Consider the following 15,689-nt stretch of genomic DNA (forward strand, 5'->3'; position numbering starts at 1 on the left):
CAACCTGTCATGCATACAAATCGTTCCCACTCATCATGGCCGCCAGCCGGACGGCTCCCATACCGTCCAATCTACCCACTCAAATTTCAAGAGAGGCTTTTTCCAGCAGGTGTGCCGGGCGGCCGCTCTGGGCCGCCGCGTATTCCAGGGCCTCGACCCGATCGGCCTGGCTGAGCGCGAACCAGGACTCAGCCATGCGCATTCATCTCGCTGACGGCGCGGGCCATCCATCCGGGCAGGGCCGCCCGCGCGGCCTGCAAGGCGGCCCATTCTTCCGCGGGCAGTTGGGCATGCAGGATGTGCAGGGCGGAGGGCGCCTGCTCGGGTCCCAGCCAGGATAGGGCGCGAATGGCCTTGCCGGCCGGGCGCTTGCCGAGCGCGAGCTGCCAGCGGCTGCCGTGCTTGAGCTCGACGGTGCGGTTACCCAGGCGTAGCTTTCGCGTGGGCCCCGACGTCAGAAAGATCTCCCGGGTCGGCACCTGCGTGGTCAGCCCCAGCGCATTGGCTTCCGCCGCGCCGTTGGGCACGACGACTTCACCGTGGGTGGACGCGATGGCTTCGACGACCGCCTCGGTCGAGGGCGGGCGGGAACCGAAGCGGCTGGCCACCGGCAGGGCGTAGGCCCCCCGTCCGACGCGCAGCAACTTCCCCTCGCGTGCCAGTCGGGCCAGCGCCTGATCCACCGCCGCCCTGGACGCCAGATGCAGGAATTCCTTGGGTGATATCAAGCCTCCCTCCGGGAGGGCCTGGGCGGCGGACAGAATGGCTTCGCTGAGGTGGCTCATGGGGTGGTCTCCGTTTGTCAGAAGTATATAGCTGTTTCTGACATCTTTCAAACCGCCCCGGCGTCGGCATGAACGGTGTGGTTTCCTTTGGTCTGGCGATGCTTCGATCCAACCGCTTGATTCGTCCGCGCGTAACTCGTTGATTTGTAGGCGTGGCGATTGAGGCCTTTGCGGACTTCGGGCCAGTTTCCCGGAGCGAGGCCGGAGAGAAAAACGGCCGGGAGAGAGAGGAAGGTGGCCCTGGACGGGGCCAAGGGCCGGATGCCGAAGTCCGCAGGCTTCCGCAGGAATCCCCGCGAACACGCGGGAACCGGCGCGATCGGGCAAGAAAAAACCCCAACCGAGAACGGTTGGGGTTTTGGTATTGGTGGAGCTGGCGGGAATTGAACCCGCGTCCGCTGGTGCGTAGCCCTTGGCTCTACATGCGTAGCCGGTCTTTGGTTTTCGTCGGTGGTTGCCGGATCGGCACGGAACGCCACCGCTTATCCCCTTGGAGTTTTAGTGATCAGACCAAGGGCGGGTCCTTTCACGATCCGATGAGAGTCGACGTTTCAGTTCTCCGGCATCGGAACCAGAGAGTGAAACGCTCGCCGGAATTAGGCGGCGAGGGCGTAGTTCGCGTCGTTCGCAACTAGCTTGTTTGCCACGGGTTTTACGAGGACGTGACGCCTCGGCATGCACCTCGGATTCCGTGACCCGCGTCGAAACCGGTCAGCCCCGAGTGGCGGTAAGACTAGCACGGACGGGGAAAGTTCCGCTGCTGCGTCAGCCCGGGGCAGGGCTCTGAAGTCGCTCCAGATCCTTGATTGCCGCCTGTGCCTCGCTGCGATAACAGCTGGTCTTGAACCAGGCGCGCAGGCCGCTGCCGAGGCTTTCGCGCAGCGCCGGCAGCGCGCGTGGGTCGCCCAGCTGGCGCAGGCGCCGGATGGCGTCGAGCTTGCCTTCGCAACTCTGCGACTGGGCGAGGTCATTGGTGGCGGTGAGCACCGGCGCGATGCGTTCGGCGTGGCCCAGCTCCCGGAGCAGCTCGGCGGCGCGTGCGGCGCCGCGCGTGCCGAGTTCCGCGGTGCGCGCGGCCAGAGCTGCGATCACCGCTGGACTGGCATGGGCGCGGATCAGCGGCGTTGCGAGATCGCTGGCCCAGCTCAGGCAGGCGACGAGCCGTCGTGCAAGGAGAGGATCGTCGTGCAGTTCGGGCAGCCTCTGCAAGGCGCGGGCGTAGTGTTCGACGGCTTCCCGTCGCTGGTCGTTCTCGAACGCACGATGGCCACGCTGCAGCAGTGAGATCGCCTCGTCCCGGCGTGCATCGGCAGGGGACCGTACGCCCCCGGTGTCGGTCGCCGGGGCCGCGGCCTGGATCGGCGCCGCGTCCGCTTCGGCGACTGCGCGCGGCGGTGAAGCGCTCTCGGTGGCGTTCAGCAACCAGGCCAGCGCCAGCGTTGCGCCGAGCAAGCCGGCGAGCGGCAGCAGGCGTGCGCGCGGCGGCAGACGCAGTAGTTCCTGGTGATTCCAGAACCGTGGCGACCAGCGTGCCGTCCGCGTGCGCAGCACGGCGAGTGCGGCAGCCAGCCCGGTCGGCGGTGGCGCGCGACGATGGACGCCGCCGAATGGCAGTTCACCGGGAAGTTCGGCCAGTTCCTCGCCACCCGGGACGAGCCGGTTGATCTTGCGCGCCGGCACGTGGAACAGCTTGACCGGCTCGGGCACGCCCCGCAGTTGTTGGACTCCGACGACCGCGCTGGGCACCTCGGCCTTGTTCATCGCGAGATAGACGGCCTCGGTGAAGTAGATCTGGTCCGGCGGAGTGAGCTGTTCGACCCGGGATGCGACGTTCACCGCCTCGCCGAACACGTCCCGGCGATCGACGCGAACCTCGCCGACATTGAGCGCGACACGGATGTGGATCTGGGCGTCGTCAGGGCGGCCGGCGTTGTACTCGGCCAGGGTGTCCTGCATGGCCATGCCGCAGCGCACCGCATCGGTCGGCGAGCGGAACGTCACCAGCAGCGCGTCGCCGATCGACTTGACCCTGCGGCCGCCGAAACGGCCGATCAGCGGCAGCAGCAGCCGGTCGTGCTCGCGCAGCATCGCCTCGGTATCCGCGCGCGACTGCCGGGACGTGCGCTCGGTGAAGTTGACGATGTCCGTGAACATCACGGTGAGGTTTTCGGTCCGCGACATGGCTCACCTGAACGAAGGACCACTGTACGCCCGATCGTGCGGATGTCTCCAGACAAACGCCCGACGCAGCGGCCGAGCGGTCGCGTGGGCGAGCCATGCGGTCGCGGCCCGTCGCGATCGGCGCAGCCAGTCGCGAATCAGCGCGTCGCCGCCGGGACTGACATACGCGAGATCCGATCCGGATGCCTATGCATCGTGGCGCATGATCCGCTCTTTCTGCCGCTGCCAGTCCCGCTCCTTGATGTCCGCACGCTTGTCGTGCTGCTTCTTGCCCTTGGCCAGCCCGACTTCGAGCTTGGCGCGGCCGCGCGTCCAGTGCAGATCCAGCGGCACCAGCGTATAGCCGGCGCGCTCGACCTTGCCGATCAGGCTCGACAGCTCGCGCTGCTGCAGCAGCAGTTTGCGCGTGCGTGTCGCATCCGCGATCTCGTGGGTGCAGGTCTGCTTGAGCGGCGTGAAATGCGCGCCGATGAGGAAGGCCTCGCCGTTCTTGAGCGTCACGTAGGCTTCGGTGATCTGGGCACGGCCGGCGCGCAGGCTCTTGACCTCCCAGCCCTGCAGCGCGAGGCCGGCCTCGTAGCGATCCTCGATGTGGTAGTCGTGGCGCGCGCGGCGATTGACGGCGATCAAGCGCGCGGGATCAGCTGTCTCGTCCTTCTGGCTCATCGGCAAATTATAGGGGGAAGGCTACACTTGGGCCGGCCCAACGCACGTCCGCATGAACATCCGCGAAAGCAGTCACGGTTACTGGACCTCGTCGCAGAGCTTCCTGTGGGTGGCGGCGGGTGCGACCGTCGGCATCAGCAACCTCACGCGCGTGCCCTATCTGATGGGCGAGTATGGCGGCGCCGCCTTCCTGCTGGTCTATGTGCTGTCGCTGATCTTCATCGCGGTGCCGCTGGTCGCCGCGGAGTGGATGCTCGGCCGCTGGACGCGCGACGACCTGATCGCCGGATTTCAGCGACTCGCCGAAGCAGCGCGCGCCCATTCCGGATGGAAGGTGATCGGTGTGCTGGCGATGGCCGGTGCGGTGTTGATCCTGTCCTACTACAGCATCATTGCCGGCTGGAGCATCGCGTACATGTTCCGCGTTGCCGGCGGCGGCTTCGGCGGCATGAGCGAAACCGCCGCGACGGAGGTGTTCCTCGAACTGGCGCGCGACCCGGAGCGCAGCCTGTCGTGGCACACCATCTTCATGGTCGTCGTCTGCATCGTCGTCGCGCACGGGTTCCGCGAGGGCATCGAACGGACCGCCACGCGGCTGATGCCCGCCGCCGCGGCCCTGATCATGGCGCTGTGCGCGTACGCGGTGCTTGCGCGGGACGCGGGAAGTGCGGTGCGCTGGCTGCTGGCACCGGATTTCTCGCAGCTCGGCTGGCGCGGCGTGATCGAGGCGATGAATCAGGCGTTCTTCACGATGAGCCTGGGCATCGGCGTGATGATGAATCTCGGCGTCTATCTGCCGGTCGCGGCGCCGGTCAAGCGCCTGGCCCTGACGCTGATGCTGATCGACCTCTGTTTCAGCCTGCTGGGCGGCATCGCCCTGTTCACGGTGATCCTCGCCGCCGGCCTGCAGCCCGCGCCCGGACTGGCACTGATTTTCCAGGTGCTGCCGCGCAGTCTGCCGCAGGATCTGGGCGGCACGCTGTTCGGCGTGGGCTTCTTCCTGACCTTGTTCCTGGTCGCACTCAGCTCGGCGACCGTGCTCCTGGAGCCGCTGACGCGCTACCTGATCGACCGCCTGCGCTGGACCCGCGTTTTCGCGGCAGCCAGCAGCGCGCTGATCATCTGGTACCTCGGACTGGGCAGCCTGCTGTCGTTCAACGTGCTGGAGAATTTCCAGCTGTGGGGCAACAACTTCTTCGAATGGGTGCGGTTCCTGACCGCCAGCGTCTTCGCACCGGCCACCGGCCTGCTGATCTGCGTGTTCGTGGTCAGCATCATGCCGCGCGACCTGGTTTCGGCCACCTGGGGCGAACGCGACCGCTGGCTGTTTCAGGCCTGGTTCTACCTGCTGCGCTATCCGGCACGGATCGGTCTGATCGTGATTCTGTGCTACGCCAGCGGCTTGCTGAACTGGCTGGTCGGGTTGTGGGCGTGAACGGGCAGGGAGAAGCCGATGTCACGGGGTGATCTGATCCAGGTCGAGGTGTGCTACGCGCGCCCGGACGAGCAGGTGATACTCAAGCTCGATGTCAACGAAGGCGCGACGCTGCGGGAAGCGATCGAACGGTCCGGGATCCTGCAGCGCTTCCCGGAGATCGACCTGACCCGCAATCGGATCGGGCGCTGGAGTCATCTCGCCGCCTTCGACGACGTGGTCCGGCCCGGCGATCGCATCGAGATCTACCGACCGCTGATCGCCGATCCCAAGGAAATGCGGCGTCAGCGCGCCGCGGCGGCGCGCAAGTGAGCCGCTGAGCGCTACTCGTTGTTGGGGCGGATGACGACGCCGGTCTGACGCTCCGAGGCGCTGCGTTCGTCCTCGTTTTCGGCGCGCTTTTCCTCGCGGATCACCGTCTTGATGTCCGGCGATTCGACCGCCTTCTTCGCGGCTTCCTCCTGCACACCCTCCATCTTCGCCAGCTTGCCTTCGCCGTCGAAATAGAGCGTGACCAGCCGCTTGGACTCCTGTCCGCGCGGCGACTTGTAGTAGCCCACGTAGTCCCAGCGGTCCTCGCGGAACGGACTGGCGGCCAGCGGCGTTCCCATCAGGTAAACGACCTGCTCGCGGGTCATGCCGATCGCCAGTTGATCGAGCTGCTTCTGCTCGATGACGTTGCCCTGACGGGTCGGCAGCTTGTAGATCATCTGGCATGCGGCCAGCAGGCCAGCGCAGGCAAGGACGAAAATGACTCGGATCGGGGGGCGCATCGGGTTGCCCGTTCGGAAAGAGCGCGGATAATAGCGGAAAGACGATGGCAGGCGCCGCATGGAAACCGCTGATCTACGCAATGCCGGGCTGAAGGTCACTCTGCCGCGGCTCAAGATCCTCGAACTGCTGGAGAAGAGCGACCGCCGCCACCTGTCCGCGGAGGACATCTACCGCATGCTGATCGACCTCAACGAGGATGTCGGCCTGGCGACGGTTTACCGCGTGCTGACCCAGTTCGAGGCGGCCGGGCTGGTGCGGCGGCACCATTTCGAGAGCGGCTCCGCGGTGTTCGAGCTGGAGCGCGGCCATCATCACGACCACATGGTCTGCCTCGAAACCGGCAAGGTGATCGAGTTCGTCAGCGACGAGATCGAGCGGCTGCAGCGGCAGATCGCGGACAAGCATGGCTACGTCGTCGAGGAACACAATCTCGTGCTCTACGTGCGGCCCAAGAAGAAGGGAGCGTGAGGGCATGACGCTGCGCGCACTGCTGTTCCTGTGTGTCCTCATCGCTGCGCAGGTCGGCACGGCGACGGCACGGGCCGACGAGGATGCGACCGTCGGCGAGGTCGTGCGCGAGGTCGGCGGCGGCGCGCGCGAGGCGACGCGCGAGATCGGCCACGCGACACGCGACACCACGCGCAAGATCGGTCATGTCACGCGCGATGCGGCCCAGGACGTCGGCCGCACCGCACGCGAGGTCACACGCGAAGCCGGTCACGCGATCCGCGACACCACCAAGGAGGTCGGCCACGCGGTCCGCGACGCGGTCAAGGGCGACGGTCCGCCACCTGCGGATTCCCCGGAGAAGTGAGCGGGCAGTTCAGGCCCCGGCACGCTGCAGCAGGTCACGGGCGTGTTCCAGGGCCGCACCGCTGACCTCGACGCCGCCCTGCATGCGCGCCAGCTCGCCGACGCGCTCGCCGTCGCCGAGTTTCTCAACCGCGGTGAAGGTCTGCCCGCCGCGCACGGTCTTGCGGATCGCGTAGTGGGCGTGCCCCTGCGCAGCCACCTGGGCGAGATGCGTGACGCACAGGACCTGGCGTTCGGCGCCGAGCTTGCGCAGCGTCTGGCCGACGATCTCGGCCACGGCGCCGCTGATACCGGCATCCACCTCGTCGAAGATCATCGTCGGCGCGCCGTTGCGCTGCAGGCCGGTGACCTGGATCGCCAGCGACACGCGTGACAGTTCGCCGCCGGAGGCCACCTTGGCCAGCGGCCGCGCCGGCTGGCCCGGATTGGCGGTGAAATCGAAACGCACGCCGTCGATGCCACGCGGGCTGACCGGCATCGCCGGGTCGGCCTCCACCGCGACCACGAACTCGGCGCTGGGCATCCCCAGCGTGCGCACGATCGCGGTCACCTCACGGCCGAAGCGTCGCGCGGCCTTGACGCGGGCCGCACTCAGCGCCTGTGCGTGCTCGCGATAACGCTGCAGGGCCGCTCCACGCTCGGCCTGCAGCGCGTCGAGCAGCTCGGAAGCGTGTTCGAGCGCGTCGAGCTGCGCGCGCAACTGCTCGCGGTGCGCGGCGAGGGCGTCGGCGCGCACGCGGTGCTTGCGCGCCAGATCGTGGATCGCCTGCAGGCGCTGCTCGACGCCGGCCAGGCGTTGCGGATCGAGATCGAGTCGGCCGAGGATCTGGCGGATCGTGTCGGCGGCGTCCTCGACCTGCGTCTGTGCGCCACCCAGGGCTTCCAGGACCGCAGCGAAGTCGGCGTGCAGCGGGACCAGGCTCTGCAGCCGTGCGTGCACTGCGCTGAGTTGGTCGTAGATGCTGTCATCGCCACCGTAGAGGCGCTCCTGGGCCTCGCCACCGTCCTGCAGCAGGCGCCCTGCGCCGGCCAGGCGCCGATGGTCGGCTTCCAGAGTCTCCAGCTCGTGTGTGCCGAGCTGGAGGGCGTCGAGCTCCTGCACCTGGAACCTCAGGAAATCGATCTGCGCCGGCTCCCGGCCGGCCGCAGCGCGCAGCTCGTCGATCCGCCGATCGAGTGCGTGAACCTGCCGCGCCGCCTCGGCGACCGCGTCGAGCTCGCGGCCGTGCGCGCCATAGTCATCGAGCAGCTGGCGCTGCACATCGGGCCGCAACAGCGTCTGGCTCTCCGACTGACCGAAGATCTCGATCAGCCGCTCGCCGAGTTCCTGCAGCTGCGTCGCGGATACCGCAGCGCCGTTGATGAAGGCGCGGCCGCGGCCGCCCGCCTGCACGACGCGGCGGATCACCGCCAGTCCGGGCTGCTCGGGATCGTCGAGGCTGTTGTCGCGCAGCCAGGCGGCGGCGGGACTCGACGCCTCGATCTCGAATTCGGCGCTGATCTCGGCGCGCTCGGCGCCGGCGCGTACCAGGCCGGCATCGGCGCGTTGCCCGACGGCCAGTCCGATCGCGTCGATCAGGATGGATTTGCCGGCGCCGGTCTCGCCGGTCAGCACGCTGAATCCGGCCTCGCATTCGAGGTCGAGCGTGTCGATCACCGCGAGGTTGCAGATGGTCAGGGCCTTGAGCATGTCGGGTGCCCGGTCAGTTGCCGTCGGGACTCAGCTGCGGGCCGCGTCCCCAATGAAGTTTGTTACGCAGTATATTGAAATAGCTGTAGTTGTTCGGATGGATCAGACTCAGCCGGGCGCCCGCGCGACGCACTTCCAGGCTGTGGCCGGCCGCCAGCGATTCGCTGGACTGTCCGTCGCAGGTGCACATCGCCGTGGTCGCCGCATCGCCGCGCAGGACGATGCGCACGGTCTGCCGCGCGCCGACCACGATCGGCCGGTCCGACAGCGTGTGCGGACAGATCGGCACCAGGGCCATCGCTTCCAGGCTCGGATGCAGCACCGGACCACCGCCCGACAGCGCGTAGGCCGTCGAGCCGGTCGGCGACGAGACGATGAAGCCGTCGGCGCGATGCTGGGAGATGAACTCGCCGTCCAGCCAGGTTTCGAACTCGAGCATGCGGATCGCCGCCTGGTTGCGGATCACCACGTCGTTGATCGCCAGGAAGGGGCCGGAAACGGTCTCGCCACGGCGCAGATGCGCCTCGAGCAGCAGGCGCTCCTCGCGCAGGTACTCGCCGGCGAAGATCGCCGCGAGGGTTTCGCGCATGTCGTCGGGCGCGACATCGACCATGAAGCCGAGCCGTCCCTGATTGACGCCCAGGATCGGCACGCCGCTCGGGGTCAGCGCGCGCGCAGCCGACAGCAGCGTGCCGTCGCCGCCGACGGCGACCACCAGATCGCAGCGTTGCGCCATCTCGGCACGGCTGGCGCGGATCACCGGGGCAGGGCAGGCGTCGAGTCCGGAGGCGTCCTTCTCGACCAGTACGCCGCGGCCCATGGCGCGGATCTCGTTGCACAGGGTCAGCAGGGTGGGCACGACGCGCGGGTCGCCGCGTCGGCCGATCAGCCCTATCGTTCTGAATTCCGACATGCGTGCCGTTCCGGCGCGGCCTCAAAGACGCGCGAACGTTAGCATGAAAGCCGGCCCGGGCACGCGCGCGCGGCGCTTGAAAAGCGCGCCCAAGTCCTTCATTTTCTGTCCATGTCCAACGCCCTCGATAGCCGCGCCGCGGAGTTGCTGAAGCTGCTCGTCGAGCGCTACATCCACGATGGCCAGCCGGTGGGCTCGCGCACGCTTTCGCGCATGGCCGGTCTGGGCCTGTCGCCGGCGACCATCCGCAACGTCATGGCGGATCTGGACGAGATGGGCTTCGTCGCCTCGCCGCACACGTCGGCCGGGCGGATCCCGACCACGCGCGGGTATCGGTATTTCGTCGATACCCTGCTCGCCCCGGAAGCCCTGTCCGCCGACGAGCAGGGCCAGATCGTCGATGAGCTGGTGCCCGGCGACCGTTCCGTCGCCGATCTGGTGCAGGCGGCATCGAACGTGCTGTCGCGGCTCACGCACATGGCCGGCGTGGTCACCGTGCCGCGCCGCAACCTGGCGATCCTGCGCCGCATCGAATTCCTGCCGCTGTCCGGGCATCGCGTGCTGGCGATCCTGGTCGTGAACCAGTGCGAGGTGCAGAACCGGATCATCTATGCCGACCATCCTTACGGCACCGACGAACTGGAGCGCTTCGCCAACCTGATCAACGAGCACTACGCCGGCCGCGACCTGGTGAGCCTGCGCAACGCGCTGGCGCAGGATGCCGGCGAAACCCAGGCGCGCATCAACCTGATGCTGCGCGAGGCGGCGACGATGGCGGAGCAGGCCCTGCACAGTGCCGACGAGCCGGACTACGTCGTCGCCGGCGGGCCCAATCTGATGCGTTTCCAGGAACTGGCCGACGTCAACCGTCTGCGCGGCCTGTTCGACGCGCTCGACCGCAAGCGCGACCTGCTCGGCCTGTTCGATCAGTGCCTGCAGGCCGACGGCGTACAGATCTTCATCGGCGAGGAATCCGGCTACCGCGTGCTCGACGAATGCAGCGTCGTCACCGCGCCGTACTACGTGGACGGTCAGGTAGCCGGCGTACTCGGCGTGATCGGCCCGACCCGCATGTCCTACTCGCGCATCATTCCGCTGGTCCAGGAAACCGCCCGCGCACTGTCCGCGGGCTTGAAACGCGACGCCTGATCCCCACAAAGGCAGCGCCGGTGCAGCGCGGGTGCGGCTGCGCCGCTATCATTGCGCCCCATTCGGCTGCCGGCCTTCGCGGCGGGCGGCGATCCATCCACACCGATACAGTCATGAGCGAACAAACGGAAACGCGCGCGCCAGACGCCGAGCAGGCGCCGGACGCGCCCCCCATCAGCGAAGTGGATGCCCTCAAGGCGCAGGTGGCCGCCGCGGAGCTGCAGGCCCATGCCGCCCGTGAGGCGCAGCTGCGTGCGCTGGCCGATCTCGAAAACACGCGCCGCCGGCTCGAGCGCGATGCACAGAACAGCCTCAAGTACGCCAACGAAAAGCTGCTCGGCGAGCTGCTCTCGGTCTGCGACAGCCTCGAACTCGGACTCAAGGCCGCCACCGGGGCCGACGCGTCGGCTAAACCGCTCGCCGAAGGCATGCAGCTGACCCACCGGCAGCTGATGGCGGTCCTCGAAAAGCACGGCGTCCGACAGCTGGACCCGGTCGGCCAGCCATTCAATCCCGACTTCCACCAGGCGATGTCGATGGCGCCGTCCGCCGAGGTCGCGCCCAATCACGTGCTGAGCGTGATGCAGAAGGGCTACACGCTGCACGAGCGCCTGCTGCGGCCGGCGATGGTCGTGGTCGCCAAAGCCACTTGAAAATCCGGCGCCTGTCGCCAGTTAACCGTCAGTCCTGAACAGATTTCCCGGAGCATCCCATGTCCAAGATCATCGGCATCGACCTCGGCACGACCAACAGCTGTGTTGCCATCATGGAGGGCAACAACGTCAAGGTCATCGAGAACGCCGAAGGCGAGCGCACGACGCCCTCGATCGTCGCCTACACCGATGAGCCCAACCCCATCGTCGGCCGCAGCGCCAAGCGTCAGGCCGTCACCAATCCGCACAACACCCTGTTCGCGGTCAAGCGCCTGATCGGCCGCCGCTTCGAGGACGCGGAGGTGCAGAAGGCGATCAAGCACTCGCCGTTCAAGATCATCAAGGCCGACAATGGCGACGCCTGGGTCGAGGTCAAGGGCAAGAAGCTCGCGCCGCAGCAGATCTCGGCCGAAGTGCTGCGCAAGATGAAGAAGACCGCCGAGGACTATCTCGGCCATCCGGTGACCGAGGCGGTCATCACCGTGCCGGCCTATTTCAACGACTCGCAGCGCCAGGCGACCAAGGACGCCGGCCGCATCGCCGGCCTCGAGGTCAAGCGCATCATCAACGAGCCGACCGCGGCCGCGCTCGCGTTCGGTCTGGACAAGGCCGGCAAGAAGGACCAGAAGATCGCGGTCTATGACTTGGGCGGCGGCACCTTCGACATCTCGATCATCGAGATCGCCGACGTCGATGGCGAGAAGCAGTTCGAAGTGCTGGCCACCAACGGCGACACCTTCCTCGGCGGCGAGGACTTCGACCAGCGCGTGATCGAGTACATCGCGGCGGAGTTCCAGAAGGAGCAGGGCATCGACCTGCACAAGGATCCGCTGGCGCTGCAGCGTCTCAAGGAAGCCGCCGAGAAGGCCAAGATCGAGCTGTCGAGCACCACGCAGACCGAGATCAACCTGCCGTACATCACCGCCGACCAGACCGGCCCCAAGCACCTCAACATGAAGCTGACTCGCGCCAAGCTCGAGTCGCTGGTCGAGGACCTGATCGAGAAGTCGATGAAACCCTGCGGCATCGCGCTCAAGGACGCGGGCCTGAAGGCTTCGGAGATCGACGAGGTGATTCTCGTCGGCGGCCAGACGCGCATGCCCAAGGTGCAAGAGGCGGTCAAGGCCTTCTTCGGCAAGGAGGCGCGCAAGGACGTCAACCCGGATGAAGCCGTGGCCGTCGGCGCCGCGGTGCAGGGCGCCGTGCTCTCCGGCGAGCGCAAGGACGTGCTGCTGCTCGACGTCACGCCGCTGTCGCTGGGCATCGAGACGCTCGGCGGCAAGATGACCAAGCTGATCGAGAAGAACACGACGATTCCGACCAAGAAGTCGGAGACGTTCACGACCGCGGAGGACAATCAGACCGCGGTGACGATCCAGGTCTATCAGGGTGAGCGCGAGATCGCGTCGGCGAACAAGTCGCTGGGCCGCTTCGACCTCACCGGCATCGCGCCGGCGCCGCGCGGCGTGCCGCAGGTGGAGGTGATCTTCGATATCGACGCCAACGGCATCCTGCACGTGACCGCGAAGGACAAGGCCACCGGCAAGGAGCAGTCGATCCGCATCACCGCGAATTCCGGCCTGACCGAGGACGAGATCCAGAAGATGGTCAAGGACGCCGAGGCGCACGCCGAGGAAGACCGCAAGTTCAACGAACTGGTCGGCGCGCGCAACCAGGCCGACCAGATGATCCACGCGGTCGAGAAGTCGCTGAAGGACCTCGGCGACGAGGTGCAGGCCGACGAGAAGAAGACCATCGAGGACGCGATCGCCGCTGCGCGCGAGGCGGTCAAGACCAACGACAAGGACCAGATCGAGTCCAAGACCGAGGCGCTGGCGCAGGCGTCCGCCAAGCTGATGGAACGGGTCTATGCGAAGAAGGGCGGCGCCGGCGGCGCGGCCCCGGAAGCCGGCGCTGCGCCCAAGGCGGACGACGTCGTCGATGCCGAGTTCACGGAAGTCAAGGACAAGAAGTAACCACCCGAGAATCGGGAATGGGGAATCGGGAGTCGAAGAGGCGCTGTGTGCGCCTCTTCGGCTTTGACGATTCCCGATTTCCCAGACTCAGGTTCCCGCCTCCCGATTCCCGACCATGAGCAAGCGCGACTACTACGAAATCCTCGGCGTCGCCAAGACGGCGACCGAGGACGAGCTGAAGAAGTCCTATCGCCGGCTGGCGATGAAGTACCACCCCGATCGCAACCCGGGTGACAAGACCGCCGAGGAGAGATTCAAGGAGGCGAGCGAAGCCTACGAAGTCCTCACCGATCCGCAGCGGCGCGCGGTCTATGACAAGTACGGCCACGAAGGCCTGCAGCGCGGCGGTGGCGGCCCGGATTTCGGCGGCGCGGGCGGCTTCGCGGACATCTTCGGCGACGTCTTCGCGGACATCTTCGGCGGCGGCCGTGGCGGCCCGCGACGCGGCGCCGACCTGCGCTACATGATGGAGCTGACGCTCGAACAGGCGGTTTTCGGCACCACCGAGACCATCCGCATCCCCAGCTGGGACAGTTGCGAGGCGTGCCACGGCCACGGTACCGCCGACGGCAAGAAACCGGCGGCCTGCCCGACCTGCAAGGGCAGCGGCCAGGTGCGGGTGCAGCAGGGCTTCTTCGTCCTGCAGCAGACCTGTCCGCATTGCCGCGGCCGCGGCACGACGATCAACGACCCCTGCCGCAGCTGCCGCGGTGCGGGCAAGGTACGCCGCGAGAAGACGCTGGAGGTCAAGATTCCGCCAGGCGTCGATACCGGCGACCGCATCCGCCTGAGCGGCGAGGGCGAACCCGGCGATCAGGGCGCGCCCAGTGGCGATCTATACGTGCAGATCAACGTCAAGCCGCACGAGGTCTTCGACCGCGACAACAACGATCTGCATTGCACCGTGCCGATCTCGATCGTCACCGCGGCGCTGGGTGGCACGCTCAAGGTGCCCACGCTCGAAGGCGAGGTCGAGATCGACGTGCCGGAAGGCACGCAGAGCGGCAGGCAGTTCCGCCTGCGCGGTCGTGGCGTGCGCTCGGTGCGCACCGCGCACGCCGGTGATCTGTACTGCAACGTGATCGTCGAGACGCCGGTCAAGCTGTCCAAGGCGCAGAAGGACCTGTTGCGCCAGTTCGGCGCGACGCTCGACGAGGAAGGCGGCAAGCACCATCCGGAAGCCAGTTCCTGGCTGGGCAAGGCCAAGCGCTTCTTCGACGACCTGACCGGAACCTGAGGCGCTCGCCAACCGGCCGCTAAGCCAGCCGGTTGAGCCCGTTGTGCGCCGCGACCCGATAGGCCTCGGCCATCGTCGGGTAGTTGAACGTCGTGCGGATGAAATAGCGCAGGTCGTTGATGTCGCTGCTGGCCATGACCGTCTGGCCGATATGCACGATCTCGGAGGCGCGGTCGCCGAAACAGTGCACGCCCAGGACCTTGAGCGTCTCGGCATGGAACAGGATCTTGAGCATGCCGGTGGTCTGGTCCGCCATCTGCGCGCGGGCGATGTTCTTGAACGAGGCGTGGCCGACTTCGTAGGGCACGCGCGCGTCCTGCAGTTCGCGCTCGGTCCGGCCGACCGAGGAGATCTCCGGGATCGTGTAGATGCCGCTGGGCACCATCTCCAGACGCTGCGGCGGCGTCTTCGGATCCAGGATGTGCTGCGCGGCGTGGCGGCCCTGCACGTAGGCGGCGCTGGCCAGCGCCGGCGGGCCGATGACGTCACCGGCCGCGTAGATGTGCGGAATCGCGGTCTGGAAGTGTTCGTTGACGGCGAGCTGGCCGCGGCTGTTGACCCGCAGGCCGAGTGCCTCCAGGCCCATGCCGTCGGTGTTGCCGGTGCGGCCGTTGGCCCAGAGCAGGATGTCGGACTTGATCTTGCGCCCAGACTTGAGGTGCACGACGACGTCGCGCTCGCGCGCCTCGACGCGGTCGAACTGCTCGTTGTGGCGGATGATGCAGCCCTGTTCGCGCAGGTGATAGGACAGGGCTTCGGCGATCTCGTCGTCGAGAAACGACAGCAGGCGGTCCTGCGTGTTGACCAGCGTCACCTTGACGCCGAGGTTGAGGAAGATCGACGCGTACTCGCAGCCGATGACGCCGGCGCCGTAGATCGTCACCGAGAACGGGTGCTCCGGATAGTCGAGGATGCTGTCGCTGTCGCGGATGTGCGGGTGCGAGAAATCCACTTCCGGTGGATGGTAGGGGCGCGAACCGCTGGCGATGACGAAATGTTCGGCCTGCACCGTCGTCGAGGTTCCGTCACCTTCGACCCGCACCGTGTGCGGATCGACGAAACGCGCGTGTCCGCGCAGCACCGGCACGCGGTTGCGTTCGTAGAAGCGCTGGCGGCTGGCGACCTGGGCCTCGATCGCCTTGTTCTTCTTGTGCAGGATCTGCGGGTAGCTGAGATTCAGCTCGCTGCGATATTCGCGCAGCAGCGGATTGGCACGGATGCGGCTGAGCTGCTGCACGGCGTGGCGCAGTGCCTTGCTCGGGATCGTGCCCCAGTGCGTGCAGCCTCCGCCGACTTCCACATAGCGTTCGACGACGGCGACGCGGCGATGCTGCTTGGTCGCCATCATCGCCGCGCCTTCGCCGGCGGGCCCGCTGCCGATCACGACGAGGTCGTAGCGTTCCATGTCGGTTCCGTC

General features: G+C 67.2%; 15 protein-coding genes and 1 other RNA gene. 8 read left to right on the forward strand and 8 right to left on the reverse strand.

Features of this window, described 5'->3' with window-relative positions:
* Positions 1-188: 188 nt before the first annotated feature.
* The 4 genes from AAG565_RS14335 to smpB form a co-directional block, all read right to left on the reverse strand.
* Positions 189-785, reverse strand: a complete 597-nt coding sequence (locus tag AAG565_RS14335; protein ID WP_348820322.1) for a DUF6088 family protein — start codon at positions 783-785, stop codon at positions 189-191.
* 365 nt (positions 786-1,150) lie between these two features.
* Positions 1,151-1,504, reverse strand: a transfer-messenger RNA (tmRNA) gene (gene ssrA, locus AAG565_RS14340).
* 46 nt (positions 1,505-1,550) lie between these two features.
* Complete coding sequence (locus AAG565_RS14345; protein WP_348820323.1) at positions 1,551-2,966, reverse strand: adenylate/guanylate cyclase domain-containing protein; 1,416 nt, start codon at positions 2,964-2,966, stop codon at positions 1,551-1,553.
* A gap of 186 nt (positions 2,967-3,152) precedes the next feature.
* Entirely contained in the window at positions 3,153-3,632 is a 480-nt protein-coding gene (gene smpB, locus AAG565_RS14350; protein WP_348820324.1) for an SsrA-binding protein SmpB, read from the reverse strand.
* Positions 3,633-3,684: 52 nt separating this feature from the next.
* Here smpB and AAG565_RS14355 point away from each other — a divergent pair, with 52 nt between their 5' ends.
* Together AAG565_RS14355 and AAG565_RS14360 are read left to right on the forward strand one after the other, a co-directional pair.
* Entirely contained in the window at positions 3,685-5,067 is a 1,383-nt protein-coding gene (locus tag AAG565_RS14355) for a sodium-dependent transporter (RefSeq protein WP_348820325.1), read from the forward strand.
* An 18-nt stretch (positions 5,068-5,085) separates the two neighbouring features.
* The gene (locus tag AAG565_RS14360; protein ID WP_348820326.1) at positions 5,086-5,379 is read left to right on the forward strand and encodes an RnfH family protein; all 294 of its coding nucleotides are present in this window, start codon (positions 5,086-5,088) and stop codon (positions 5,377-5,379) included.
* 11 nt (positions 5,380-5,390) lie between these two features.
* Here the strand turns inward: AAG565_RS14360 and AAG565_RS14365 are convergent, their stop codons facing one another.
* Positions 5,391-5,777: an outer membrane protein assembly factor BamE gene (locus AAG565_RS14365; protein WP_348820327.1), complete on the reverse strand. Its 387-nt coding sequence runs from the start codon at positions 5,775-5,777 to the stop codon at positions 5,391-5,393.
* 121 nt (positions 5,778-5,898) lie between these two features.
* Between AAG565_RS14365 and fur the strand changes: the two genes are divergently transcribed.
* Both fur and AAG565_RS14375 read left to right on the forward strand, forming a co-directional pair.
* On the forward strand, positions 5,899-6,309 hold the full coding sequence (gene fur, locus AAG565_RS14370; RefSeq protein ID WP_348820328.1) for a ferric iron uptake transcriptional regulator: 411 nt from the start codon (positions 5,899-5,901) through the stop codon (positions 6,307-6,309).
* 4 nt (positions 6,310-6,313) lie between these two features.
* Positions 6,314-6,655, forward strand: coding sequence for a hypothetical protein (locus AAG565_RS14375; protein WP_348820329.1), 342 nt, complete (start codon positions 6,314-6,316; stop codon positions 6,653-6,655).
* A gap of 9 nt (positions 6,656-6,664) precedes the next feature.
* Here AAG565_RS14375 and recN read toward each other — a convergent pair whose 3' ends face one another.
* Together recN and AAG565_RS14385 are read right to left on the reverse strand one after the other, a co-directional pair.
* Positions 6,665-8,344, reverse strand: a complete 1,680-nt coding sequence (recN, locus tag AAG565_RS14380; RefSeq protein ID WP_348820330.1) for a DNA repair protein RecN — start codon at positions 8,342-8,344, stop codon at positions 6,665-6,667.
* Between the two features lie 13 nt (positions 8,345-8,357).
* Entirely contained in the window at positions 8,358-9,257 is a 900-nt protein-coding gene (locus AAG565_RS14385) for an NAD(+) kinase (protein ID WP_348820331.1), read from the reverse strand.
* A gap of 111 nt (positions 9,258-9,368) precedes the next feature.
* Here AAG565_RS14385 and hrcA point away from each other — a divergent pair, with 111 nt between their 5' ends.
* From hrcA to dnaJ, 4 genes are all read left to right on the forward strand, one after another.
* The gene (gene hrcA / locus AAG565_RS14390; protein ID WP_348820332.1) at positions 9,369-10,406 is read left to right on the forward strand and encodes a heat-inducible transcriptional repressor HrcA; all 1,038 of its coding nucleotides are present in this window, start codon (positions 9,369-9,371) and stop codon (positions 10,404-10,406) included.
* 113 nt (positions 10,407-10,519) lie between these two features.
* Entirely contained in the window at positions 10,520-11,059 is a 540-nt protein-coding gene (gene grpE / locus AAG565_RS14395) for a nucleotide exchange factor GrpE (RefSeq protein ID WP_348820333.1), read from the forward strand.
* Positions 11,060-11,118: 59 nt separating this feature from the next.
* A complete protein-coding gene (gene dnaK / locus AAG565_RS14400; RefSeq protein WP_348820334.1) occupies positions 11,119-13,035 on the forward strand; it encodes a molecular chaperone DnaK in 1,917 nt (638 codons plus the stop codon).
* A gap of 115 nt (positions 13,036-13,150) precedes the next feature.
* Entirely contained in the window at positions 13,151-14,272 is a 1,122-nt protein-coding gene (gene dnaJ / locus AAG565_RS14405) for a molecular chaperone DnaJ (protein WP_348820335.1), read from the forward strand.
* A 19-nt stretch (positions 14,273-14,291) separates the two neighbouring features.
* Here dnaJ and sthA read toward each other — a convergent pair whose 3' ends face one another.
* Positions 14,292-15,677, reverse strand: a complete 1,386-nt coding sequence (sthA, locus tag AAG565_RS14410) for a Si-specific NAD(P)(+) transhydrogenase (protein WP_348820336.1) — start codon at positions 15,675-15,677, stop codon at positions 14,292-14,294.
* Positions 15,678-15,689 lie beyond the last annotated feature (12 nt).

This window comes from Fontimonas sp. SYSU GA230001 (assembly GCF_040066175.1).
In the GTDB taxonomy this organism is placed as follows: domain Bacteria; phylum Pseudomonadota; class Gammaproteobacteria; order Nevskiales; family Nevskiaceae; genus Solimonas.

What these genes read in the sequence shown, in the direction of transcription:
- AAG565_RS14335 (WP_348820322.1), bottom strand. Translation starts at nt 785, where the DNA reads ATGAGCCACCTCAGCGAAGCCATTCTGTCCGCCGCCCAGGCCCTCCCG.
- AAG565_RS14345 (WP_348820323.1), bottom strand. Translation starts at nt 2,966, where the DNA reads ATGTCGCGGACCGAAAACCTCACCGTGATGTTCACGGACATCGTCAAC.
- smpB (WP_348820324.1), bottom strand. Translation starts at nt 3,632, where the DNA reads ATGAGCCAGAAGGACGAGACAGCTGATCCCGCGCGCTTGATCGCCGTC.
- AAG565_RS14355 (WP_348820325.1), top strand. Translation starts at nt 3,685, where the DNA reads ATGAACATCCGCGAAAGCAGTCACGGTTACTGGACCTCGTCGCAGAGC.
- AAG565_RS14360 (WP_348820326.1), top strand. Translation starts at nt 5,086, where the DNA reads ATGTCACGGGGTGATCTGATCCAGGTCGAGGTGTGCTACGCGCGCCCG.
- AAG565_RS14365 (WP_348820327.1), bottom strand. Translation starts at nt 5,777, where the DNA reads ATGATCTACAAGCTGCCGACCCGTCAGGGCAACGTCATCGAGCAGAAG.
- fur (WP_348820328.1), top strand. Translation starts at nt 5,899, where the DNA reads ATGGAAACCGCTGATCTACGCAATGCCGGGCTGAAGGTCACTCTGCCG.
- AAG565_RS14375 (WP_348820329.1), top strand. Translation starts at nt 6,314, where the DNA reads ATGACGCTGCGCGCACTGCTGTTCCTGTGTGTCCTCATCGCTGCGCAG.
- recN (WP_348820330.1), bottom strand. Translation starts at nt 8,344, where the DNA reads ATGCTCAAGGCCCTGACCATCTGCAACCTCGCGGTGATCGACACGCTC.
- AAG565_RS14385 (WP_348820331.1), bottom strand. Translation starts at nt 9,257, where the DNA reads ATGTCGGAATTCAGAACGATAGGGCTGATCGGCCGACGCGGCGACCCG.
- hrcA (WP_348820332.1), top strand. Translation starts at nt 9,369, where the DNA reads ATGTCCAACGCCCTCGATAGCCGCGCCGCGGAGTTGCTGAAGCTGCTC.
- grpE (WP_348820333.1), top strand. Translation starts at nt 10,520, where the DNA reads ATGAGCGAACAAACGGAAACGCGCGCGCCAGACGCCGAGCAGGCGCCG.
- dnaK (WP_348820334.1), top strand. Translation starts at nt 11,119, where the DNA reads ATGTCCAAGATCATCGGCATCGACCTCGGCACGACCAACAGCTGTGTT.
- dnaJ (WP_348820335.1), top strand. Translation starts at nt 13,151, where the DNA reads ATGAGCAAGCGCGACTACTACGAAATCCTCGGCGTCGCCAAGACGGCG.
- sthA (WP_348820336.1), bottom strand. Translation starts at nt 15,677, where the DNA reads ATGGAACGCTACGACCTCGTCGTGATCGGCAGCGGGCCCGCCGGCGAA.